The 22,017-nt window shown below is 72.6% G+C and carries 20 protein-coding genes; 15 read left to right on the top strand and 5 right to left on the bottom strand.

The window, feature by feature from the left end; all coding sequences use genetic code 11:
* Positions 1–21: 21 nt before the first annotated feature.
* Positions 22–1,269: an RNA polymerase sigma factor gene (locus ACH4S9_RS45255; RefSeq protein WP_385351562.1), complete on the bottom strand. Its 1,248-nt coding sequence runs from the start codon at positions 1,267–1,269 to the stop codon at positions 22–24.
* A 47-nt stretch (positions 1,270–1,316) separates the two neighbouring features.
* Positions 1,317–1,673, bottom strand: coding sequence for a YciI family protein (locus ACH4S9_RS45250; RefSeq protein ID WP_311729162.1), 357 nt, complete (start codon positions 1,671–1,673; stop codon positions 1,317–1,319).
* A gap of 309 nt (positions 1,674–1,982) precedes the next feature.
* On the opposite strand from ACH4S9_RS45250, the gene proP reads away from it, so the two are divergent.
* A complete protein-coding gene (gene proP / locus ACH4S9_RS45245) occupies positions 1,983–3,518 on the top strand; it encodes a glycine betaine/L-proline transporter ProP (protein ID WP_398377434.1) in 1,536 nt (511 codons plus the stop codon).
* 74 nt (positions 3,519–3,592) lie between these two features.
* A complete protein-coding gene (locus tag ACH4S9_RS45240) occupies positions 3,593–3,961 on the top strand; it encodes a cupin domain-containing protein (RefSeq protein ID WP_311729161.1) in 369 nt (122 codons plus the stop codon).
* A 55-nt stretch (positions 3,962–4,016) separates the two neighbouring features.
* Here ACH4S9_RS45240 and ACH4S9_RS45235 read toward each other — a convergent pair whose 3' ends face one another.
* The gene (locus ACH4S9_RS45235; RefSeq protein ID WP_358849397.1) at positions 4,017–4,421 is read right to left on the bottom strand and encodes a pyridoxamine 5'-phosphate oxidase family protein; all 405 of its coding nucleotides are present in this window, start codon (positions 4,419–4,421) and stop codon (positions 4,017–4,019) included.
* 132 nt (positions 4,422–4,553) lie between these two features.
* Here ACH4S9_RS45235 and clpB point away from each other — a divergent pair, with 132 nt between their 5' ends.
* Complete coding sequence (gene clpB, locus ACH4S9_RS45230) at positions 4,554–7,145, top strand: ATP-dependent chaperone ClpB (RefSeq protein ID WP_311729159.1); 2,592 nt, start codon at positions 4,554–4,556, stop codon at positions 7,143–7,145.
* A 167-nt stretch (positions 7,146–7,312) separates the two neighbouring features.
* The gene (locus tag ACH4S9_RS45225; RefSeq protein WP_311729158.1) at positions 7,313–7,849 is read left to right on the top strand and encodes a YbjN domain-containing protein; all 537 of its coding nucleotides are present in this window, start codon (positions 7,313–7,315) and stop codon (positions 7,847–7,849) included.
* A 63-nt stretch (positions 7,850–7,912) separates the two neighbouring features.
* Here the strand turns inward: ACH4S9_RS45225 and ACH4S9_RS45220 are convergent, their stop codons facing one another.
* The gene (locus ACH4S9_RS45220; protein ID WP_398377420.1) at positions 7,913–9,121 is read right to left on the bottom strand and encodes a hypothetical protein; all 1,209 of its coding nucleotides are present in this window, start codon (positions 9,119–9,121) and stop codon (positions 7,913–7,915) included.
* Between the two features lie 134 nt (positions 9,122–9,255).
* Complete coding sequence (locus ACH4S9_RS45215) at positions 9,256–10,446, bottom strand: pyridoxal phosphate-dependent aminotransferase (RefSeq protein WP_398377419.1); 1,191 nt, start codon at positions 10,444–10,446, stop codon at positions 9,256–9,258.
* A gap of 177 nt (positions 10,447–10,623) precedes the next feature.
* On the opposite strand from ACH4S9_RS45215, the gene ACH4S9_RS45210 reads away from it, so the two are divergent.
* The 11 genes from ACH4S9_RS45210 to kynU all read left to right on the top strand — a co-directional run bounded on the left by ACH4S9_RS45210 (position 10,624) and on the right by kynU (position 21,670).
* Positions 10,624–10,908, top strand: coding sequence for a hypothetical protein (locus ACH4S9_RS45210; protein WP_398377417.1), 285 nt, complete (start codon positions 10,624–10,626; stop codon positions 10,906–10,908).
* Positions 10,909–11,203: 295 nt separating this feature from the next.
* The gene (locus ACH4S9_RS45205; RefSeq protein WP_311729154.1) at positions 11,204–11,722 is read left to right on the top strand and encodes a DUF2617 family protein; all 519 of its coding nucleotides are present in this window, start codon (positions 11,204–11,206) and stop codon (positions 11,720–11,722) included.
* 121 nt (positions 11,723–11,843) lie between these two features.
* Entirely contained in the window at positions 11,844–13,493 is a 1,650-nt protein-coding gene (locus tag ACH4S9_RS45200) for a polyamine aminopropyltransferase (RefSeq protein ID WP_385351542.1), read from the top strand.
* An 88-nt stretch (positions 13,494–13,581) separates the two neighbouring features.
* On the top strand, positions 13,582–14,397 hold the full coding sequence (locus ACH4S9_RS45195) for an SRPBCC domain-containing protein (RefSeq protein ID WP_398377416.1): 816 nt from the start codon (positions 13,582–13,584) through the stop codon (positions 14,395–14,397).
* 81 nt (positions 14,398–14,478) lie between these two features.
* The gene (locus tag ACH4S9_RS45190) at positions 14,479–15,300 is read left to right on the top strand and encodes an aldose 1-epimerase (protein WP_385351536.1); all 822 of its coding nucleotides are present in this window, start codon (positions 14,479–14,481) and stop codon (positions 15,298–15,300) included.
* A 34-nt stretch (positions 15,301–15,334) separates the two neighbouring features.
* Positions 15,335–15,874 (top strand): orotate phosphoribosyltransferase, encoded by a 540-nt coding sequence (gene pyrE, locus ACH4S9_RS45185; protein WP_311729150.1) that lies wholly within the window; start codon positions 15,335–15,337, stop codon positions 15,872–15,874.
* Positions 15,875–16,085: 211 nt separating this feature from the next.
* Positions 16,086–17,108 carry a class II fructose-bisphosphate aldolase gene (gene fbaA, locus ACH4S9_RS45180; protein WP_311729149.1) on the top strand — a complete coding sequence of 341 codons (1,023 nt, stop codon included), beginning with the start codon at positions 16,086–16,088 and terminating at the stop codon, positions 17,106–17,108.
* A gap of 284 nt (positions 17,109–17,392) precedes the next feature.
* Positions 17,393–18,955 (top strand): MFS transporter, encoded by a 1,563-nt coding sequence (locus ACH4S9_RS45175; protein ID WP_398377433.1) that lies wholly within the window; start codon positions 17,393–17,395, stop codon positions 18,953–18,955.
* A gap of 60 nt (positions 18,956–19,015) precedes the next feature.
* The gene (locus ACH4S9_RS45170) at positions 19,016–19,429 is read left to right on the top strand and encodes a DUF3151 domain-containing protein (protein WP_311729148.1); all 414 of its coding nucleotides are present in this window, start codon (positions 19,016–19,018) and stop codon (positions 19,427–19,429) included.
* A 155-nt stretch (positions 19,430–19,584) separates the two neighbouring features.
* A complete protein-coding gene (locus ACH4S9_RS45165; protein WP_358846905.1) occupies positions 19,585–20,427 on the top strand; it encodes a tryptophan 2,3-dioxygenase family protein in 843 nt (280 codons plus the stop codon).
* Complete coding sequence (kynU, locus tag ACH4S9_RS45160; RefSeq protein ID WP_398377414.1) at positions 20,420–21,670, top strand: kynureninase; 1,251 nt, start codon at positions 20,420–20,422, stop codon at positions 21,668–21,670. The genes ACH4S9_RS45165 and kynU overlap by 8 nt, the downstream gene beginning before the upstream one ends.
* Positions 21,671–22,017: the final 347 nt, after the last annotated feature.

The following is a 22,017-nucleotide window of genomic DNA, read 5'->3' as shown; positions in this document are numbered from 1 at the left end:
TGCGATGAGCCGACGGCGATGTCACCGAGGCGCGCAGCGGGCGGCCCGTTCCAGGAGGAGTCGGCGTTCGCGGGCGTTGTGGGTCTGGGCGGCCGCTCGCTCGAATTCGGCGCGGGCTTCCGCCGGGCGGCCCAGGCGTTCCAGGAGGTCGCCGCGGACGCTGGGGAGCAGGTGGTAGCCCTTCAGGGCTGGGTCCTCGGTGAGGGCGTCGACGATTTCGAGGGCGGCCGCGGGGCCCTGGGACATGGCGACGGCGACGGCGCGGTTGAGCTCGATGACGGGGGAGGGGGTCAGGGTCATCAGCCGGCCGTACAGGGTGGCGATCGTGGTCCAGTCGGTGTCCTCGTAGCGGACCGCCTGGGCGTGGCAGGCGGCGATGGCGGCCTGGAGGGAGTACGGGCCGTGGCCGGCGCGGTGGAGGGACTCGACGCCGCGGCGGATGAGGAGGCGGTTCCACTTGGCGCGGTTCTGGTCGGCGAGGAGGACGGGTTCGCCGTCGGGGCCGGTGCGGGCCGGGATGCGGGAGGCCTGGAACTCCAGGAGTGCGGCCAGGCCGTGTACCTCGGGTTCCTTGGGCATCAGGCCGGCCAGGACGCGGGCGAGACGGAGGGCGTCCTCGCACAGGGCGGGGCGGACCAGGTCGTCGCCGGCGGTGGCGGCGTAGCCCTCGTTGAAGACGAGGTAGATGACTTCGAGGACGGAGGCGAGGCGGGCGGCCCGGTCGTCGCCGTACGGGACCTCGAAGGGGACGTCGGCCTTGGCGAGCGTGCGTTTGGCGCGGACGATGCGCTGGGCGACCGTCGGCTCGGGGGCGAGGAAGGCGCGGGCGATCTCCTGGGTGGTCAGCCCGCCCAGCAGCCGCAGGGTGAGCGCGACCCGGGCTCCGGTCGGCAGCACGGGGTGGCAGGCGGTGAAGATCAGCCGCAGCAGGTCGTCGTCGATGTCCTCGGCGGGGTCCTCGGAGTACTCGGGTGGGGAGGCGTCCGTGAGGGTCCGGCCGACCTCGGCCAGCTTGCGCGCGTAGGTCTCCTTGCGGCGTACGAGGTCGATCGCGCGGTGCTTGGCGGTGGCCATGAGCCAGGCGCCCGGCTTGTCCGGGACGCCCGACTCCGGCCACTGCTCCAGCGCGGCGACCAGAGCGTCCTGCGCGAGCTCCTCGGCCAGCCCCACGTCCCGCACGATGCGGGTGACGCCGGCGATGATCCGCGCGGACTCGATTCTGAAGACCGCCTCGATTGCCTGGACCGCTTCCGAGCTTGCTCCCGTCACGTCCACCCATCAGAGCAGCCGCGCCAGGTCGGGGCAAGCTAGGCCGGTCAGCCCTCGGCGATCTCGCGGACCTCGGCGGTGATGGTCCAGTAGTCCTCGTGGGTCTGGAGGAACCGCTTGGTCCACTCCAGCGCCTCGGCCTTGTCCTTGGCCTGGACGATCGAGTAGCCGCCGATGACCTCCTTGCTCTCGGTGAAGGGCCCGTCGGTGTAGCTGAGCTTGCCGCCGGACCAGGTCACCCGGGTGCCCTCGGAGGTCGGGGTGAGCCCGGCCGTGTCCAGCATCACTCCGGCCTTGGTGATCTCCTCCAGCAGCGCGCCCATGCGCTCCATGAGCTCGGGGCTGGGGCCCTCGGCGGGGGCGTTCTTCTCGTCGACGCGGATCAGGGTCATGAAGCGCGGCATGGTGTCTCCTTGGTTCCTTGGTTCCGTGGTTCCTTGGTTCTTCGGTACGGAGGGCGGGGGCTCTCTTCCCGCTCTCACCCTTGCGTCGAACGGGAGACGGCCGGATCGACAGCTCCGGTAAAAAATCTTCGGAGAGTTTTCCGCCCCGTGCGGCCGTGTGCGCCCGGGCGCAGGATGGGGGAAGGGGGCAGCAGGTGCCGACGCCCGTCGGCAGGGAAGTGGATGAGTACTGGTCGCACGCCACCCCGTCATCCCGTGCGCCGCACCCGCAGGGCGGGGCGGGGCGCCGGGAGCGAGCGCACCGATCGGATGCTGCGGACGCTGCTGCGCCGCCGCAAGGAGCCGTTGTCCCTCTCGGATGTCACGGTCGTGGACCGGCCGCGGCTGCGCCGGGCGGTCGCCGCCACGGCGGTCGGAAACACCATGGAGTGGTTCGACTTCGGCGTCTACGCGTATGTCGCGGTCACCCTCGGCAAGGTCTTCTTCCCGTCGAGTTCACCGGCGACGCAGGTGGTGTCGACCTTCGCCACCTTCGCGGTCGCGTTCCTGGTGCGCCCGCTGGGCGGGCTGGTCTTCGGGCCGCTGGGGGACCGCATCGGGCGGCGGCGGGTGCTCTCGACCACCATGATCATGATGGCGATCGGCACCTTCGCGGTGGGGCTGCTGCCCAGTTATGCGTCCGTCGGCATCGCGGCCCCGCTGCTGTTGCTGGCGTGCCGGGTGGTGCAGGGGTTTTCGACCGGGGGCGAGTACGCGGGGGCGACCACGTATATCGCCGAGTTCGCCCCGGACCGGCGCCGGGGCTTCCTGGGGAGCTGGCTGGACTTCGGGACGTTCGTCGGCTATTCGCTGGGGTCCGGTGTGGTGACGGTGTTGGCCGCCGTCCTCGGCGACCGGGGGATGGTCGACTGGGGCTGGCGGCTGCCGTTCCTGATCGCGGGGCCGCTGGGGCTGATCGGGCTGTATATGCGGCTGCGGCTGGAGGAGACCCCGGCGTTCCAGCAGGAGGCGAGGCGGGCGGCGGAGGCGGTCGGCGCCGGGCGCGCGGGCGTGGATCCGGTGGAGGAGGCGCGCCAGTCCGGCAGGGGCAGGCTGAAGGAGATCTTCACCCGGCACTGGCAGGCCGTGCTGATCTGCATGGGGCTGGTGCTGCTCTACAACGTCACCAACTACATGGTGACGTCCTACCTGCCGACGTATATGACCTCCACCCTCGGCCAGGACGCCACCACGGCCCAGGTGCTGGTGCTGGGCACCATGATTCTCGTCGCGTTGACGATCACGGTGGTGGGCCGCTCCTCCGACCGCTGGGGGCGCCGGCCGATGTTCATGGCCGGCAGTGTGGCGATGATCGCGCTCGCGCTCCCGGCGGTGCTGCTGATCCAGGCGGGCGGCATCCTGATGCCCGCCGTGGGCTGTGTGATTCTGGGGCTGCTGCTGGTGGTCTTCGCGGGGACCAGCGCGGCCACGCTGCCCGCGCTGTTTCCGACCCGGCTGCGCTACGGCGCCCTGTCGATCGCGTTCAACATCTCGGTGTCGCTGTTCGGCGGCACCACCCCGCTGGTCGCCTCCTGGCTGGTCGCCACGACCGGCGACACCCTGGTGCCGGCGTACTACCTGATGGCCGCGGGCGCCGTCGGCCTGATCTCCACGGTCTTCCTGCACGAGACGGCGGGCAGGCCGCTGCGCGGCTCCGGGCCCATGGTCGAGACCGTCGACGAGGCCCGGAGGCTGGTGGCCCTGAGCCGGGCCCGGGCGGGGCGGCGGGCGCGGGATGTGTGGATCAGACTGCGTCACCCGTGGGCGGCGGTGCAGCACCACCGGGACGGGGACGAGGGTCGGTGAGTTCGGTTCGTCCGATGTGTGCGGGTGCGGGGTTCCGAGGCGCACGATGGAAGTACGGCACAGGAGGTAACGCCATGTTGGAAGTCAAGACGATCGATAAGCCCGACGAGCGGCGCGACTTTCCCCGGGGCCACATCGAGGCCCTGCACCTGACCGGTCTCGATTTCGCCGTCGGCACCTTCGAGCCCGGCTGGCGCTGGAGGGAGTCGGTCCAGCCCATAGTCGGGACGGAAACCTGCGAGGTGCCGCACCGCGGGATCATGGCCCAGGGGCGGATGCGCGTCCGGATGGACGACGGGGCGGAGTCCGAGATCGGACCCGGCGATGTCTATGTCGTCCCGCCGGGGCATGAAGCATGGGTGGTCGGTGACGAACCGGCCGTGTTGTACGACGTCGCCGGCGAGATGGCCACCGACTACGCGAAGGCCAAAGGTTCGAGCTGAGTGGCGATGGGGGACAGGGGCGTCGCCGGGCGAGACCCGGCGGCGTCTCTCGTGCTCATGCCCGGCCCAGCGCCCTGGTGAGCGTGATCTCGATCAGCACCCGGTCCGGGTTGGGCGAGGGGGTGCGCTCGTAGCGCTCGGCGTAGCGGCGCACCGCGTCCTCGATGAGCTCGGCCTCGGTACGGATCACCGCCCGGCCCTCGAGCGTCGCCCACCGTTTCCCGGCGAACTGGCAGACGGCGACGGGCGCGCCGGAGGGGCCGGCCGCCTGGACGTGGGCGACCTTGCGGCTGTGCTTGTTGGCGATGACCCGAGCGATTCCGGCCGCCGGGTCGTATGTGACACCGACGGGGACCACATGCGGCGTGCCGTCGGGGCGCGGTGTGGTCAGGGTGCACACATGGCGCTCGCGCCAGAAGGCGAGGTAGGCGGGGTCGGGGTCGCGGGGGTCGAGAGCCATGGTGGCCAATCTATCGGCCAGGGCGTTCCCTCTCTCGACCGGCCACACTTGAGTGGAATAGACTCAACTTTACGGATGTTGGGCACGGCAGGGATTGAGTGCCATCAGCACGATGAGGAGGAGCACGGGGACGTGGACGCCGAGCTGACCAACAAGAGCCGGGCGGCGGTGAGCGCCGCCAATGACCGCGCCGTCTCCGCGGGGCACGCGGACCTGACGCCCGCGCATCTGCTGCTGGCCCTGGTGCAGGGCCAGGACAACGAGAACCTGATGGATCTGCTGGCCGCCGTGGACACCGACGCGGCCGTGGTGCGCGACGGCACCGAGCGGCTGCTGGCCGGGCTGGCCAGCGTGCGCGGGTCGACGGTCGCCCCGCCGCAGCCCAACCGGGAGCTGCTGGCGGTGCTGGCGGACGCCGGGCAGCGCGCCAAGGACCTGGGCGACGACTACGTCTCCACCGAACACCTGCTGATCGGCATCGCCGCCAAGGGCGGCCGGGCCGGCGAGCTGCTGGCCGAGCAGGGCGCGACCGCCAAGAAGCTGCTCGCCGCGTTCGAGAAGGCCAGGGGCGGGCAGCGGGTGACCAACCCGGACCCGGAGGGCACGTACAAGGCCCTGGAGAAGTTCGGCACCGACTTCACGGCCGCCGCCCGCGACGGCAAGCTCGACCCGGTCATCGGCCGGGACCAGGAGATCCGCCGCGTCGTCCAGGTGCTGTCGCGGCGCACCAAGAACAACCCGGTGCTGATCGGCGAGCCCGGCGTCGGCAAGACGGCCGTCGTCGAGGGCCTGGCCCAGCGGATCGTGAAGGGCGATGTGCCCGAGAGCCTGCGGAACAAGCGGCTGGTGGCGCTGGACCTGGGCGCGATGGTCGCGGGCGCCAAGTACCGCGGCGAGTTCGAGGAGCGGCTGAAGACCGTCCTGGCCGAGATCAAGTCCAGTGACGGGCAGATCATCACCTTCATCGACGAGCTGCACACCGTGGTCGGCGCGGGCGCCGGCGGCGACTCGGCCATGGACGCGGGCAACATGCTCAAGCCGATGCTCGCCCGCGGCGAGCTGCGCATGGTCGGCGCCACCACCCTCGACGAGTACCGCGAGCGGATCGAGAAGGACGCCGCGCTGGAGCGCCGCTTCCAGCAGGTGCTGGTCTCCGAGCCGACCGTCGAGGACACCGTCGCCATCCTGCGCGGGCTCAAGGGCCGCTACGAGGCGCACCACAAGGTGCAGATCGCGGACGGCGCGCTGGTCGCCGCCGCCACCCTGTCCGACCGCTACATCACCTCCCGCTTCCTCCCCGACAAGGCCATCGACCTGGTCGACGAGGCCGCCTCCCGGCTGCGCATGGAGATCGACTCCTCGCCCGTCGAGATCGACGAGCTCCAGCGCTCGGTCGACCGGATGAAGATGGAGGAGATGGCGCTCGCCCGGGAGACCGACGAGGCCAGCAGGCAGCGGCTGGAGAAGCTGCGCCGCGACCTCGCCGACAAGGAGGAGGAGCTGCGCGGGCTGACCGCGCGCTGGGAGAAGGAGAAGCAGGGCCTCAACCGGGTCGGCGAGCTGAAGGAGACCCTCGACGAGCTGCGCGGACAGGCCGAGCGGGCCCAGCGGGACGGGGACTTCGACTCCGCGTCCAAGCTGCTGTACGGGGAGATCCCCGCGGTCGAGCGCGAGCTGGAGGAGGCCTCCGCGGCCGAGGCCGAGGTCCAGGAGGGCCGCGGCACGATGGTCAAGGAGGAGGTCGGCCCGGACGACGTGGCCGATGTGGTCGCCTCCTGGACCGGGATCCCCGCCGGGCGGCTGCTGGAGGGCGAGACCCAGAAGCTGCTGCGCATGGAGGACGAGCTCGGCCGGCGGCTGATCGGCCAGACCGAGGCCGTACGGGCCGTGTCCGACGCGGTGCGCCGCACCCGGGCCGGGATCGCCGACCCCGACCGGCCGACCGGGTCGTTCCTCTTCCTCGGCCCGACCGGCGTCGGCAAGACCGAGCTGGCCAAGGCGCTCGCCGACTTCCTCTTCGACGACGAGCGGGCCATGGTCCGCATCGACATGAGCGAGTACGGCGAGAAGCACAGCGTCGCCCGGCTGGTCGGCGCGCCCCCCGGCTACGTCGGCTACGAGGAGGGCGGCCAGCTGACCGAGGCGGTGCGCCGCCGCCCGTACAGCGTGGTGCTGCTGGACGAGGTCGAGAAGGCCCACCCCGAGGTCTTCGACGTGCTGCTCCAGGTCCTGGACGACGGGCGGCTCACCGACGGCCAGGGCCGGACGGTGGACTTCCGGAACGCCATCCTGATCCTCACCTCCAACCTCGGCAGCCAGTACCTGGTGGACCCGCTGCTCAGCGAGGAGGAGAAGAAGCAGAGCGTGCTGGAGACCGTGCGGGTCTCCTTCAAGCCGGAGTTCCTGAACCGGCTGGACGACCTGGTGGTGTTCACCGCGCTCGGCCGGAGCGAGCTGGCCCGCATCGCCGAGCTCCAGGTCGACCGGCTCGCCGAGCGCCTGGCCGAGCGGCAGCTGAAGCTGGACGTCACCCCCGCCGCGCTGGCCTGGCTCGCGGAGGAGGGCAACGACCCGGCGTACGGGGCGCGGCCGCTGCGCCGCCTGGTCCAGACGGCGATCGGCGACCGGCTGGCCAAGGAGATCCTGGCGGGCGAGGTCCGGGACGGCGACACGGTCCGGGTGGACCGGGTCGGCGACGACCTGCTGGTCGGCCCGGCACAGTAGGCGCGTCGGACGGCCTGAGAGCGGCCGGCGGGGGCCCGTGGCGCCGGCGCCACGGGCCCCCGCCGGGGCCTTTCGATGAACGGATGCCGTAACCAGTACGTCCGGGCTTGCACGGTGGGGGCGGGTGTGAGGGAGGATGGCGGTATCCAGACGAAGGGAAATCCACGGTGAGCATCGACCCGTCCTCGATTCCGAATTTCGGGGGCCAGCCCGAGCCGCAACCGACGGGTCCGACGGGCCCCGTGCTGCCCGACCAGGACCTGGTCAAGCAGCTGCTGGAGCAGATGGAGCTGAAGTACGTCGTCGACGAGGAGGGGGACCTCGCCGCGCCGTGGGAGCAGTTCCGCACCTACTTCATGTTCCGTGGTGAGGAGGAGCAGCAGGTCTTCTCGGTCCGGACGTTCTACGACCGGCCGCACGAGATCGACGAGAAGCCGCGGCTGCTCGAGGCGATCGACGACTGGAACCGCCGCACGCTGTGGCCGAAGGTCTACAGCCACACCAACGACGACGGCACGGTCCGGTTGATCGGCGAGGCGCAGATGCTGATCGGCACCGGCGTCAGCCTGGAGCACTTCGTGTCCAGCACGGTCAGCTGGGTGCGGGCCTCGATCGAGTTCGACAAGTGGCTGGTCGAGCAGCTGGGCCTGGAGGCCGACATCGAGTCCGACGGCGACGAGAAGCCGGGCGACGACGAGGCCTGACGGCCGCCGCCCCACGGCCCCGCCCCGGCGGGAGCGCTCGTGTGCCCACATGGGGACCCGCGCTCACAGGGGGGCGCGGGCCACGGTCAGCAGATACGTCCCATAGACGAGGGAGAGCCCGGCCAGCGCGCCACCGGTCAGCACGGCGGCGCGCGGCCGGGCTCTCGCCATGGCCAGCGCCATCGGCAGCAGCAGCGGGAAGGCGGGCAGCAGAAAGCGCGGCTTGGAGGCGAAGTAGTTGCTGCCCCCGAGGGTGATGGCGACCAGCACCAGCGTGTAGACCAGCAGCGACATCGGCGGCCGGTCCACCGCGAGCAGCGCGAGCAGCAGCAGCGACACGCCCAGGATCACCAGCGCCACGAAGTACGTGAACGACGCCTTGCCGATGAGCAGGTACCGGACGAACCGGAGGGCGTTCGCGCCGAAGTCGAACCGGGACCCCCACTCGTCCTGGACGGCGAAGTAGCCGCGCCAGCTGCCGCGCCGATAGCCCACCCAGGCCAGATAGCCGAGCCAGCCCAGCGGCGAGAGCGCCGCGCCCGCCCACACCCGCCAGGACCCCTGTGCGCGGCCCCGGCCCCGCCACAGCTCGGCGGCGGCGCAGCAGCAGACCGCCGCCGCGACGGCGATGCCGTTCGGCCGCGAGGCCCCGGCCAGCAGGGCCAGCGCCCCCGCCCACACCCAGCGCCGGGTCAGCACCGCGTACAGCGACCAGGCGGCCAGCGCGGTCAGCAGCGGCTCGGTGTACGCCATGGACTGCACGATCGCGTGCGGCAGCAGCCCCCACAGCACCACCAGCACCGTGGCCACGCGCCGCCCGTGCAGCCGCTCCCCGATGGCGTGGATCCCCCAGGCCGCGACGCCCGACGCCACCCAGGCGACCAGCAGCCCGGCGGTCACCGCCGTGATGGGCAGCACGGTGGTGAGGGTCCGCATGAGCATCGGGAACAGCGGGAAGAAGGCCATGTCGCTGAAGGGGACGCCGTGCTTGGCGGGGTCCGGCGGCAGGGCGCTGTTGTAGCCGTGCCGGACGATGTCCACGTACCAGACGCTGTCCCACGAGTAGCCGAGCAGCGTCCGCGGGTGCTTGCCGACCCACCCGGCCCAGACCGCCATGCACACCAGCCCGGTCAGCCGGCTCGCGGCGTACAGCCCGAGCGCGGGCCCGGCCCGGCGCAGCGACGCGCGCAGCCGGTGCGCGGTGCGTCGCTGATCAGGGGGTTGTGCGGGCGGCTCCGGGGCCCGTATGGGCGCGGTGGTGTCGGCTGACACGGGGCACCTCCCGGAGGGGTACACACGGCGGTCGCGTGCCGAGCCCCGGGAATGCGGCGGGGCTCGGCACACCCTGACCATGCGCCCTCCCGCGCCCCGCCGCGACCGGGGTGACCCGTACGGGGGGCGTGGCTTCAGGCCGCGAGGGTTTTGAGGCGGGTCGCGGCCTCTTCCAGGACGCTGTCGCGCTTGCAGAAGGCGAAGCGGACGAAGGGGGCGCCCTGGTCCTGGTGGTCGTAGAAGACGGCGTTCGGGATGGCGACGACGCCGCAGCGCTCGGGGAGGGCGCGGCAGAAGGCGAAGCCGTCGGTCTCGCCGAGGGGGCGGATGTCGGTGGTGATGAAGTACGTGCCCGAGGGGCGGAAGACCCTGAAGCCCGCGTCGGCGAGGCCGCCGGCCAGCAGATCGCGCTTGGCCAGCAGGTCCTCGCGGATGCCGTGGAAGTAGCTGTCCGGCAGCCGCAGGGCCTCGGCGACCGCGTACTGGAAGGGGCCGGAGGAGACGTAGGTGAGGAACTGCTTGGCGGAGCGGACCGCCGCGACCAGCTCCGGCGAGCCGGTGATCCAGCCGACCTTCCATCCCGTGAAGGAGAAGGTCTTGCCCGCCGAGCTGATGGTGACGGTGCGCTCGCGCATGCCGGGGAAGGAGGCGAGCGGGGTGTGCTCGGTGCCGAAGACCAGGTGCTCATAGACCTCGTCCGTCACCACCAGCAGATCGCGCTCGACCGCGAGCTCGGCGACCGCGGCGAGCTCGGCGCGGCTGAGCACGGTGCCGGTGGGGTTGTGCGGGGTGTTGAGGAGGATGAGCCGGGTGCGGTCGGTGACCGCGGCGCGCAGCTCGTCCAGGTCGAGCCGGAAGGCGGGGCGGGGCCCGGTGACGTCCGGGCGGAGCGTGACCGGGACGCGGGTGCCGCCGGCCATCGCGATGCAGGCGGCGTACGAGTCGTAGTACGGCTCGAGGGCGATCACCTCGTCGCCCGGCTCCACCAGCGCGAGCAGCGAGGCGGCGATGGCCTCGGTGGCGCCCGCGGTGACCAGCACCTCGCGGTCCGGGTCGTAGGACAGCCCGTACCACCGCTGTTGGTGCTCGGTGACGGCGGTGCGCAGCTCGGGGACGCCCGGTCCGGGCGGGTACTGGTTGCCGTGGCCGTCGCGCAGCGCGCGGACCGCGGCCTCCCGTACCTCTTCGGGGCCGTCGCTGTCGGGGAAGCCCTGGCCGAGGTTGATCGAGCCGGTGCGCACGGCGAGCGCGGACATCTCGGCGAAGATCGTGGTGCGGAATTCGGCCAGGCGGCGGTTGAGCAGCGGTCGTCCCATGGGGGCCATCCTGCGCCTAACCTCTGGAGTTCCTCAACTCCGCTTTGACACTCCGGCTGCCCGGGCATCGTTCATGACAGGTAGGGACCGGTGACCTGATACGGGGAGTACGGGGGAGAGTACGGGGGATACCGGACACCGGACCGAACACGGGGGACACGGGGGAACGGAAGGGAGTGAGGTCCGATGACCTTCATGGTCGTCCTGATCGTGGTGGCGTTCGCCGTCGCGGTGCTGGCCGCGCTCGGCACCGCGCGGACCCGGCGGGCCCGGGCCTGGGGCAGCTCGGCGTACGGCGGCGGGGCCGACGACAGCAGCTGGTGGGCCGGGAGTGACGGGGGCGGAGGACACGGAAACGGGGGGCACGGGGGACACAGCGGAGGACATCACCACTCGTGCGCAGGCAGCGGGTCGTCGTGTGGGGGCGGCTCGTCGAGCGGCGGCGGTGGTGGCTGCGGAGGGAGCAGCTGACTCACGGGGGGTCAGCTTCTCCACCCGCCTGTGCGCCCGGCGTGCCAACGCACGCCGGGCGCACTTATGTTGGGCGCCAGTGCCTATTGAACACATGAACTGATAGGCGCCCGCAGGGGTGGAAACCTGGCGAAGATGGGTAAAAACGATGTGCTGCCCGCTCATTCCATGATTCCGTGTACCACCGACCCCACGGACCCCGCGTGGGCACGCTTCGGCGCATCCGAACGCGCCCGGCTCACGGCGGGGCGGGCCGGCCGATCTCTTCCCCCTGCGCTGTTTGCGGAGCCGACCCATGCTCACGACCCTCAAGACTGCCTATACCGACACCCGCGCCGACGACCTCGCCTGGAGTCTGGGGCGGGAACCGCTGCCGGCCCTGGCCGTGCTCGATCTGCGGCTGCGTGAGTTCTCCGTGCAGTTGAGGCTGCTCGGCGCCTCCCACCAGGTTCTCCTGGAGGGCGAGGGGGGCTCCTGCTCGGAGACCGTGGCCTGTATGTCGGGCAACAGCACCCCGCTCCCGATGGGCGTCTCCACCCTGGTCGACGGCCGTGAGTACGAATTCGCGGCGCGCGTGGAGGAGTTGTCGCGCGACGCGTTCGCGGGGCGCGCGCAGGAACTGCTCGCGCTGGTCGCGGACCATCCCCACGGGCTGGCCGGCACCTTTCCCGGCAGCCCGCACGCGTTCACGGCGATGGTCGCGCAGTGGCGGGACGGGAAGGTGAGCTGGCGGACCTGGCACGCCTATCCGCAGGAGGGGCGGCTGGTGGCGACGCGTACGTGCATGGGGGCGCGGGTGGCGGCGGCGCTCTGACGCCCGACCCCTCGAACCCGGTCTCGCCCTGAGAAGAGGGGCTCTAGGCACGGATGAGCGGCGGCCATTGCCTCCGTGTGGGTGACAAAGCGTGAGTGATGTGTGACGTAGCGTGCCCTTCGTGATCGATTCGTCGGTGCCCGCCACCCCGAGCGCGCCACCTCTCCCCGAGCCCGAGCGCCCGGCGCGGCTGCCCGTGCCGCCCGGGCTCGGCCGCTTCCTCGTGCTCGGCACCGTCTTCGTCTGCGCCGCCTGCGGGCTGGTCTACGAGCTCGAACTGGTCGCCCTCGCCTCCTATCTGATGGGCGATTCGGTCACCCAGGCGTCCGTCGTGCTGTCCGTCATGGTCTTCGCCATGGGCCTCGGCTCGCTGCTGGCCAAGCGGCTGCGCTGCCGCGCCGCCGTCGGCTTCGGCGCGATCGAGGCGGTGCTCGCGCTGGTCGGCGGCTGCTCGGCGATGGCGCTGTACGCGTGCTTCGTCTGGTCCGGGCAGTCGCGCGCCGCACTCGTCGGCTTCTCGCTGGCGATCGGGGTGCTGATCGGCGCCGAGGTGCCGCTGCTGATGACCCTCATCCAGCGGGTGCGGCGGCAGGACGCGGGCGGCGCGGTGGCCGACTTGTTCGCGGCGGACTACGTGGGCGCGCTGGTCGGCGGGCTGGCGTTCCCCTTTCTGCTGCTGCCCGCGCTCGGCCAGCTCACCGGCGCGCTGCTGACCGGCGCGGTCAACGCGGTCGCGGGCGGGGCGCTGGTGCTGTGGCTGTTCCGCCGCGATCTGAGCGCGCGGGCGCGGTGGACGCTGGTCGTGGCCAATGTGGTGGTGCTCGCCCTGCTGGCCGCCGCCGCGGCGCTGACCCCCGCCTTCGAGCGGGCCACCCGGCGAGCCGTGTACGGGCCGGACATACGGGTCGCCGTGCGGACCGGCGTCCAGGAGATCGTGCTGACCGGCGGTGGGGCGGACGGGCGGCCGCTGTCCCTCTTCCTCGACGGCCGGCTGCGGGTCAGCGGGCGCGACGAGCTCCGCTACCACGAGGGGCTGGTCCACCCGGCGATGGCCGGGCCGCACCGGCATGTGCTGGTGCTCGGCGGCGGCGACGGGCTCGCGGCGCGCGAGGTGCTGCGGTACGGCGGGGTCCGCTCGGTCACCGTGGTCGAACTCGACCCGGAGGTGGTGCGCCTGGCCCGCACCGACCCGGGGCTGACCTCCCTGAACGCGCACGCCTACCGCGATCCGCGGGTGCGGGTGGTGACCGCCGACGCGTTCGGCTGGCTGCGCGGGGCGGGAAGTCCCTACGGCCCGGCCGACGGCCCCCGCTCGCCTGGCCCGTCCGGCTCCTCTGACTCTTCTGGCTCCTCCGGCGCGTACGACGTGGTGATCTGCGATCTGCCCGACCCCGGCGTCACCCCCAGCACCAAGCTCTACTCCCAGGAGTTCTACGGGCTGGCCGAGCGCGTGCTGACGCCCGGCGGGCGGCTCGCGGTGCACGCGGGAACGCTGAGCGCCGACCCGAGGGCCTACTGGACGGTCGAGGCGACGGTGCGCTCCGTCGGCCTGCGGACCACGCCGTACACGGTCGGCGGGCGGCCGCCGGGCGGCGACTGGGGCTTTGTGCTGGCCGGGCGCGCCCCGGTCCGGCCGGCCCTGCCCGATCGCGGTCCGCGCCCGCGGACCCTGACGCCGGACGCGCTGCGCGCGGGCGTGCGGGAGGCGGCTCGCCAGCGGCAGCCGGGGCTGCCCGCCTCGACGCTGACGCACCCGCGGTACGCGCCGTGACCCCGCCGCCCGGAATTCACGCGGGTGCGCGGTGAAAGTCGCGCGGGAACGGGTCTCACGGGAGGCGCGATGGGTAGTGTCTTGAGCTATGGAGCATGAGGTGTTCGTTCCGTTTCCCGTCGACACCGTCCGGCTGGCGCTCACGGAGTCCGACCGAGTCGCCCGCTGCGTTCCCGGGCTCCAGCAGGACGCCGATGAAACGGCCGGCCCGCTCGCCGGGCGGCTCCGACTGCGGATCGGCGGCTCGACCATCACCTACCGCGGCTCGCTGCGGGTCGCGGCGCGCGGCGGTGACTTCGAGGCGCAGGGCGAGGGGACGGAGGCGCGCGGCGGCGGCTCGGTGAAGCTCGCGCTGACCGTGGCGCTGAAGGCCGTGGCCGGAGGGACCGCGCTGATCTGCTCCGGGGCCGTGCGCAGGGAGGGGCGGCTGGCGGAGTTCGACGAGGAGGCGGCCGCCACGGTCGGCCGCCGGATGCTGGACCGCTTCGGCGCGGCGCTGGCCGCGGGCCTGGAGAGCGACCCGGTCGTCACGCTCGACGACGTCGAGGAGGTGGCCGTCGATGACGTCGGGGATCTCGACGACGTCGACGACATCGATGACATCGCCGATGTCGAGGACATCGAAGACATCGAGGACGTGGCCGAGGTCGGCGACCTCAGCGACCTCGACGAGCTGGGCGACCTCGGCGACGAGCCCCCCGCGGAGGCCGCACACGCCCGCCGCACGATGATCGGCCGCTCCACGGAGGAGGTCGACCACGCCCCGCCGCGCGGCCGCTACGCCCCGGTGCCCGCGCCCGAGACCGTGTCCTCCGGTATTGCACTGCGCTGGGCCGCGCCCGCCGCCGCAGTGGTGATCGCCTCCGCCGTCGTGGTCAGCCGGGTGCTGCGCCGCAGAAAGTGAGCGCCGCAGAAAGTGAGCGCCGCGGAAAGTGATCGCAGCGGAAGGTGAGCGAGGCGTGCGCGGGCGCATAAGGTCGGGGGCGTGACCACCGAAGAGAGTACGGATACCCGCGGCGTACGGCTGAGCGCCGGGGACGTCGAGCTGACCGTCGCGCCCGACAGCGGCTGCCGCGTCGGCTCATTGCGCATCGGCGGTACGGAGCTGCTGCGGCAGGGCCCGAAGTTCGGGTCGTTCCCGATGGTGCCCTGGTGCGGCCGGGTCGAACACGGACAGTTCCGTAACGGCGGCCGGAGCCATCAACTGCCCGTGAACGCGCCGCCGCACGCGATCCACGGCACGGGGCGGGACACCGCCTGGCGCACGGTGAGCGCCGACTCCGCCACCGCGGCCTTCACCTACGACCTCGCCGACCCGTGGCCGTACCGCGGGCGGGTCACCCAGACCTTCCAGCTGACTCCGGACTCCCTGACGACCACGATGAGCGTGGAGACCGAGGACGAGTCCTTCCCGGCGCAGGCGGGCTGGCACCCGTGGTTTCTGCGCAACCTCCCGGGTGACGGCGCCGGCACCGCCGTGGAGATCTCCTTCCAGCCCGACTGGCAGGAGGAGCGCGGCGAGAACCACCTGCCCACCGGCCGCCGGATCGAGCCCCGCCCCGGCCCCTGGGACGACTGCTTCGGCATGTCGCAGGGCGTGGACGTCACGCTCACCTGGCCCGGCCGGCTGGAGCTCAAGGTCGCCAGCCGCACCGAGTGGGTCGTCGTCTACGACGAGCAGGCGGAGGCCGTCTGCGTGGAGCCGCAGTCCGGCCCGCCCAACGGGCTGAACACCCTCCCGCGCCTGGTCACCCCCATCGACCCGCTGGAGATCGCCATGACCTGGAGCTGGCGACGGCTCGGGTGAGGCGCCGGCGGGACAGCGGTCTAGGCTCGTGGCCATGAGCGATGCGCGTGACGCCCTGCTACAGCAGATCAAGGACAAGGCCGTGGTCCACGGCAAGGTGACCCTCTCCTCCGGGCTGGAGGCCGACTACTACATCGACCTGCGCCGGATCACCCTGGACTCCGAGGCGGCGCCGCTGGTCGGCCAGGTCATGCTCGACGCCACGGCTGACCTGGACTTCGACGCGGTGGGCGGGCTCACGCTCGGCGCCGACCCGGTGGCCGCGTCCATGCTGCATGTCGCCGCCGCGCGGGGCCGCAGGCTCGACGCCTTCGTCGTGCGCAAGGCCCAGAAGACCCATGGCATGCAGCGCCGGATCGAGGGCCCGGACATCAAGGGCCGCCGGGTGCTGGTGGTCGAGGACACCTCCACCACGGGCGGCTCGCCGCTCACCGCCGTCGAGGCGGCGCGTGAGGCGGGCGCGGAGGTCGTGGCGGTCGCGACGATCGTCGAGCGCGGGGCCGCGCCGGCGATCGCGGAGGCGGGGCTGCGCTATCTGCACGCGTACTCGCTGGCCGACCTCGACCTCGGCTGAGGCGCGCTTGCGGGCGGCCGCGTTGGACACTTGATGACGGGGGGTGGTGGTTTCACGTGAAACCACCACCCCCCGTCCGAGTCATCCCGCCGTGCGCCGTGTGGAGCAAAGGACGGAGTCTGGGAAGATGGCCGTGACAGTGACGTCGCCCCCGCGGTTTTCCTAGGTCAGGGCCAAGAACCGACACCCGCACATCACAAGGAGCGGACAGATGCCCATCGCATCCCCCGAGATCTACAACGAGATGCTCGACCGGGCGAAGGCAGGCAAGTTCGCCTACCCGGCGATCAACGTGACCTCGACGCAGACTCTGCACGCCGCGCTGCGCGGCTTCGCCGAGGCGGAGAGCGACGGCATCGTCCAGATCTCCACCGGTGGTGCGGAGTTCCTGGGTGGTCAGTACAGCAAGGACATGGTGTCCGGTGCGGTCGCCCTCGCCGAGTTCGCGCACATCGTCGCCGAGAAGTACCCGGTCAACATCGCCCTGCACACCGACCACTGCCCCAAGGACAAGCTGGACGGGTATGTGCGCCCGCTGATCGCGATCTCGCAGGAGCGCGTCGCGGCCGGCCGGAACCCGCTCTTCCAGTCCCACATGTGGGACGGCTCCGCGGAGAAGCTCGACGAGAACCTCCGGATCGCGCAGGAGCTGCTCGCCGAGGCCGTCAAGGCCCGGATCATCCTCGAGGTCGAGATCACCCCGACCGGCGGCGAGGAGGACGGCGTCTCGCACGAGATCAACGACGAGCTGTACACCACCGTCGCGGACGTCGAGCGGACCGCGGAGGCGCTCGGCCTGGGCGACAAGGGCCGCTACCTGCTGGCCGCCTCCTTCGGCAACGTCCACGGCGTCTACAAGCCGGGCAATGTCGTGCTGCGCCCGGAGCTGCTGCGTGATCTCCAGGACGGCATCTCCGCGAAGTACGGCAAGGCCGACCCGTTCGACTTCGTCTTCCACGGCGGCTCCGGCTCCACGGAGGACGAGATCCGCACCGCGCTGGAGAACGGCGTGGTGAAGATGAACCTCGACACGGACACGCAGTACGCCTTCACGCGGCCGATCGCGGACCACATGTTCCGCAACTACGACGGTGTGCTGAAGGTCGACGGCGAGGTCGGCAACAAGAAGACGTACGACCCGCGGAGCTGGGGCAAGCTGGCGGAGAAGGGCATGTCCGAGCGCGTCACCAAGGCGTGTGCGGATCTGCGCTCCACGGGCACCAAGCTGAAGTAACGCGGCGACGCGGTTTCTGCGGGCCCGGTACCCCCACGGTGGGGGCGCCGGGCCCGCGGCTTTCTCCCCGCCCCGCCCCTTCCCGAACCGGGACTCCGCCCCGGACCCCGAGCCGGCACTCCGGCCCCCGGATCTTGGGTTTCGGGTTGGCGGGGAGGGGCGGGGGCGAGGAGGATCCTGGTATGGGTGATACCGGGCCGGGTGTCGGGCCGCGCCGCGAGCACAGGCCCTCGGGTTCCGCGCCGTCCGGGGCGGGCGGGGCGGGGGCGGAGCGTGCCGGGACGATGCGGCTTTCCTCCGCGGCCGGGCGCTGGGTCGTGTTCACCACCGTGCTGGGCTCGGCGATGGCGCTGCTCGACAGCACCGTCGTCAATGTCGCCCTGCCGCACATCGGCCTCGACCTGAACGCCGATCTCGCCGTTCTCCAGTGGACCATCAACGCCTACATGCTCACCCTCGCCGGGCTGATCCTGCTGGGCGGGGCGCTGGGGGACCGATTCGGGCGGCGGAAGGTCTTCGTCATCGGCGTGGTGTGGTTCTCGGTCGCCTCCCTCCTGTGCGGGCTGGCGCCGAACGCCGGGGTGCTCATCGCCTCCCGCGCGCTCCAGGGCATCGGCGGGGCGCTGCTCACGCCGGGGTCCCTGGCGCTGATCCAGGCGACCTTCCACCCGGACGACCGGGCGCGGGCGGTCGGCCTGTGGTCCGGGTTCGGCGGGGTCGGGGCGGCGATCGGGCCGTTCGTGGGCGGCTGGCTGGTGGACGGGCCGGGCTGGCGCTGGGTGTTCTTCCTGAACGTGCCGTTGGCGCTGGTGTGCGCGCCGGTCGCCCTGCGGCATGTCCCCGAGTCCCGCAATCCGCGCGCGCACGGGCGGTTCGATGTGCTGGGCGCCGCGCTGGGCGCGCTGGCGCTCGGCGGGGTGACCTACGCGCTGATCGCCGCGCCCGTCGCCGGGGTCTCGGCCGCCGTGATCGTGCCGGCCCTCCTGGGCGTGCTGCTGGGCGTGGCCTTCGTGTACGTGGAGCGGCGGCGTGCGTCGGACGCGATGCTGCCGCTGGACATCTTCGCGTCCCACCAGTTCACCGCCGTCAACGCGGTGACGCTGTGCGTGTACGCGGCGTTCAGCGGCTTCTTCTTCCTGTCCGTGCTTCAGCTCCAGGTCGTGGTGGGCTACTCCGCGCTCGCCGCGGGCACCGCGCTGCTGCCGACCACCGTGCTGATGCTGCTGCTGTCGGCGCGCGCCGGTGAGCTGGGGCGGCGTATCGGGCCGCGGATCCCGCTGACCGTCGGGCCGCTGCTGTGCGCGGTGGGGATGCTGCTGATGACGCGGGCCGGGCCGGGGGCGGTCTACTGGCGGGATGTGCTGCCCGCGCTGCTGGTGCTCGGCCTGGGCATGGTGACGCTGGTCGCCCCGCTCACCGCGACCGTGCTGGCCTCGGTGGAGGTGGAGCGCGCGGGTCTGGCCAGCGGCATCAACAACGCGGCCGCCCGTGCGGCGGGCCTGATCTCGGTGGCGGCGCTGCCGCTGCTGGCCGGGATGGGGCCGGAGGCGTACCGGTCGGCGCACCAGTTCCAGGCGACCTTCGACCGCGCGATGCCGATCTGTGCCGGGGTGCTGGTGCTGGGCGCCGTCGTGGCCTGGTGCACGGTACGGCCGGATGTGCTGGAGCAGGGGGCCGTCGAGCCCGCGCCCGCCGCCGGGCCTACGGCCGGGCCCGCGGGCGCTCCCGCGGCGGCGGCGGAGGAGGGCGCCCCGGGGCCGTGCCGTCCCGAGTGCGTCTACCACTGCGGCGTGGGCGCCCCACCGCTGGATCCGGGCGACGCCTCGCGGCGCGTCCCGGGCTGCTGAGGGCCGGACGGCTGTCCGGGACGCCCCCCGCCCGGGCCCGGACCAGGCAGACTGGGGTCCATGGCCATTCATGAGAATCTGCTCGGGGGACCGCCCCCGACCCATCTGCCCGACGACCCCGAGCCGCGTGAGCTGCTCGCCTCCGGCGCCGCTCCGGCCGAGGTCGCGGCGAAGTACCCGGCCTCCTCCCTCGCCTGGGCGCAGCTCGCCGACGAGGCCTTCGAGGCCGGACGCGTGGTCGAGTCGTACGCGTACGCCCGCACCGGGTACCACCGCGGCCTGGACGCGCTGCGGCGCAGCGGCTGGAAGGGCCACGGGCCCGTGCCCTTCGAGCACGAGCCCAACCGCGGCTTTCTGCGTGCGCTGCACGCGCTGGCCCGCGCCGCCCAGGCCATCGGTGAGCAGGAGGAGTACGAGCGCTGCTCGACGTTCCTGCGGGACAGCTCTCCGACGGCGGCGGACACCCTCTCCTGAGGACTCCTGAGGCCCGGCAGCGCACTTGCGATAAGTGCGCATGGCACGCATGATGCGCTCGGGGCCCGTCGATGGCGGGTCCCGAGGGGACCGGGGCTCCGACGCCGATCAGGAAGGGGCGGACCGCTACCCGGTAGCAGACTCAGGAGACAGCGATGTCGCATCAGCCTGCCCCGTACGAAGCCGAGCCGGACGCCCCGAATCTCGACTTCCAAGGCACGACGCCTTATGAGGACTACGTCCAGGCGTCCGTGCTCACCCACCTCCAGCACCCGCTCTCCGAGGACCCCGGAGAGATGGTGTTCCTGGTCACCACCCAGGTCATGGAGCTGTGGTTCACCGTCATCGTCCACGAGTGGCACACCGCCGCGCAGGCGCTGCGCGAGGACGATCTGTCCACCGCGCTGGCCGCGCTGAAGCGCTCCACGTACGAGCTCGAATCGCTCAACGCGTCGTGGAAGCCGCTCGCGCATCTCACGCCCGGCCAGTTCAACTCCTACCGCTCCGCGCTCGGCGAGGGCTCGGGCTTCCAGTCCGCGATGTACCGGCGGCTGGAGTTCCTGCTCGGCGAGAAGTCCGCGTCCATGCTCGTCCCGCACCGGGGCGCGCCGCGGGTGCACGCGGAGCTGGAGAAGGCCCTGACCGAGCCCAGCCTCTACGACGAGGTGCTGGGCTATCTGGCCCGCCAGGGCCTGGCCGTCCCGGAGTCCGTGCTGGACCGCGATCCGACGCGGCGGTACGAGCCGGACCCCGCGGTCGAGCGGGTGTGGGAGGAGGTCTACTCCGGCCCGGAGGACAGCGCTCCGGCCCGCCTCGGGGAGGCGCTCACGGAGGTCGCCGAGCTGGTGTGGCGCTGGCGCAACGACCACCTCGTCGCGACCCGGCGGGCCATGGGGGCCAAGACCGGCACGGGCGGCTCGGCGGGGGTCGCCTGGCTGGAGAAGCGGGCGACGAAGAACGTCTTCCCCGAGCTGTGGACGGCGCGCAGCCATGTCTGAGCCGAACGCGTCCGCCACCGCCTCCCTGGCCGAGGAGGCGGCGAAGCTGGACGCCGCCGACGAGCTCAGCGCCAAGCGCGCCGACTTCGTCCTCGACGACACGGTCTACCTCGACGGCAACTCGCTCGGCGCCCTGCCGGCCGCCGTCCCCGCCCGGCTGGCCGATGTCGTGGCCCGCGAGTGGGGGCGGCTGCGCATCCGCTCCTGGGGGGAGAGCGGCTGGTGGACCGCGCCGGAGCGGATCGGCGACCGCGTGGGGCGGCTCGTCGGGGCCGCGCCCGGGCAGGTGGTGGTCGGCGACTCGACCAGCGTGAATGTCTTCAAGGCGCTCGTCGGCGCCATACGGATCGCCCAGGGGCGGTCAGCGGGGCGAGATGTGGCCCGGGACGAGATCCTCGTCGACGAGTCCACCTTCCCCACCGACGGCTATATCGCCGAGTCCGCCGCCCGGATGACCGGCTGCGCCCTGCGGCCCGTACCGGCGGCCGAGATGGCCGCCGCCGTCGGCCCGCGCACCGCCGTCGCGCTCGTCAACCACGTCGACTACCGCACCGGCCGCCTCCACGACCTGCCCGGCATCACGGCGGCCGGGCACGCCGCGGGCGCCCTCGTCGTCTGGGACCTGTGCCACAGCGCGGGCGCGCTGCCGGTCGGGCTCGACGAGCACGGGGTCGACCTCGCGGTCGGCTGTACGTACAAGTACCTCAACGGCGGGCCCGGCTCGCCCGCCTACCTGTACGTCGCGTGCGAGCACCAGCCCCGCTTCGACTCCCCGCTGCCCGGCTGGAACTCCCACGCCGACCCCTTCGGGATGGCGCCCGCGTACGTCCCGGCCGATGGCGCCCTGCGCGGCCGTGTCGGCACCCCCGACATCCTGTCCATGCTCGCGCTGGAGGCCGCGCTGGACGTCTGGGACGGGGTCTCGACGGCCGCCGTGCGGGCCAAGAGCCTGGCCCTGACGGACTTCTTCCTGCGCTGCGTCGGCGCGTACGTCCCGGCGGGGCGCGTCGAGTCCCTCACCCCCGCCGCGCACGGGGAGCGCGGCAGCCAGGTCGCGCTGCGCTGCGCGGACGCGGGCGAGGTGATGGCCGAGCTCATCCGGCGCGGCGTGGTGGGCGACTTCCGCCACCCCGACGTGCTGCGCTTCGGCTTCACCCCGCTCTACACGGGCTTCGCCGACACCGAGCGCGCGGCGCGCGTGCTGGCCGCGGTGCTGGCGGGGGCGCCGGGGGAGGTGGCCTAGTGCCGCATCAGACGAGGTGCGCCCGGTTCGCCGTCCTGGCGCCCTCCTCCGGCTGTCGCCGGGCGGTGCCCGTGTGTTGTGTCGGCCGAAAGCCCGGTAGGCCCGCCCCCGGCCTTCGGCGGGGCGGCGCGCCGCGCCGCGCGTGGGCCCGCCGGACCCTCGGGCGCCGTCCCGCTGGACGGGGCCTGGCCGGGTGCCCGCACGGTGCGGCTCCGCACCGGGCCGTTGCCGCCGGGCCCCCGGGCGCGCGCCCGGGCACGGGGGATTTCCCCGATGTCCGGGGACAGGGCGCGGGGCCCCTCGCCCGGCGTCCCGGGAGGGGTTCGCACGGGGCCTCTCGCCCCTGC

Source organism: Streptomyces sp. NPDC021225 (assembly GCF_044332865.1).
In the GTDB taxonomy this organism is placed as follows: domain Bacteria; phylum Actinomycetota; class Actinomycetes; order Streptomycetales; family Streptomycetaceae; genus Streptomyces.
Note: the sequence above shows the minus strand (reverse complement) of the source record. Positions and strands in the feature narration are given on the sequence as shown.

Coding starts and splice junctions, on each gene's coding strand:
- proP (WP_398377434.1), top strand. CDS start 1,983: ATGCTGCGGACGCTGCTGCGCCGCCGCAAGGAGCCGTTGTCCCTCTCG.
- ACH4S9_RS45235 (WP_358849397.1), bottom strand. CDS start 4,421: ATGGCTCTCGACCCCCGCGACCCCGACCCCGCCTACCTCGCCTTCTGG.
- ACH4S9_RS45175 (WP_398377433.1), top strand. CDS start 17,393: ATGCGGCTTTCCTCCGCGGCCGGGCGCTGGGTCGTGTTCACCACCGTG.
- ACH4S9_RS45165 (WP_358846905.1), top strand. CDS start 19,585: ATGTCGCATCAGCCTGCCCCGTACGAAGCCGAGCCGGACGCCCCGAAT.
- ACH4S9_RS45170 (WP_311729148.1), top strand. CDS start 19,016: ATGGCCATTCATGAGAATCTGCTCGGGGGACCGCCCCCGACCCATCTG.
- fbaA (WP_311729149.1), top strand. CDS start 16,086: ATGCCCATCGCATCCCCCGAGATCTACAACGAGATGCTCGACCGGGCG.
- ACH4S9_RS45195 (WP_398377416.1), top strand. CDS start 13,582: ATGGAGCATGAGGTGTTCGTTCCGTTTCCCGTCGACACCGTCCGGCTG.
- ACH4S9_RS45210 (WP_398377417.1), top strand. CDS start 10,624: ATGACCTTCATGGTCGTCCTGATCGTGGTGGCGTTCGCCGTCGCGGTG.
- kynU (WP_398377414.1), top strand. CDS start 20,420: ATGTCTGAGCCGAACGCGTCCGCCACCGCCTCCCTGGCCGAGGAGGCG.
- ACH4S9_RS45215 (WP_398377419.1), bottom strand. CDS start 10,446: ATGGCCCCCATGGGACGACCGCTGCTCAACCGCCGCCTGGCCGAATTC.
- pyrE (WP_311729150.1), top strand. CDS start 15,335: ATGAGCGATGCGCGTGACGCCCTGCTACAGCAGATCAAGGACAAGGCC.
- ACH4S9_RS45240 (WP_311729161.1), top strand. CDS start 3,593: ATGTTGGAAGTCAAGACGATCGATAAGCCCGACGAGCGGCGCGACTTT.
- ACH4S9_RS45250 (WP_311729162.1), bottom strand. CDS start 1,673: ATGCCGCGCTTCATGACCCTGATCCGCGTCGACGAGAAGAACGCCCCC.
- ACH4S9_RS45205 (WP_311729154.1), top strand. CDS start 11,204: ATGCTCACGACCCTCAAGACTGCCTATACCGACACCCGCGCCGACGAC.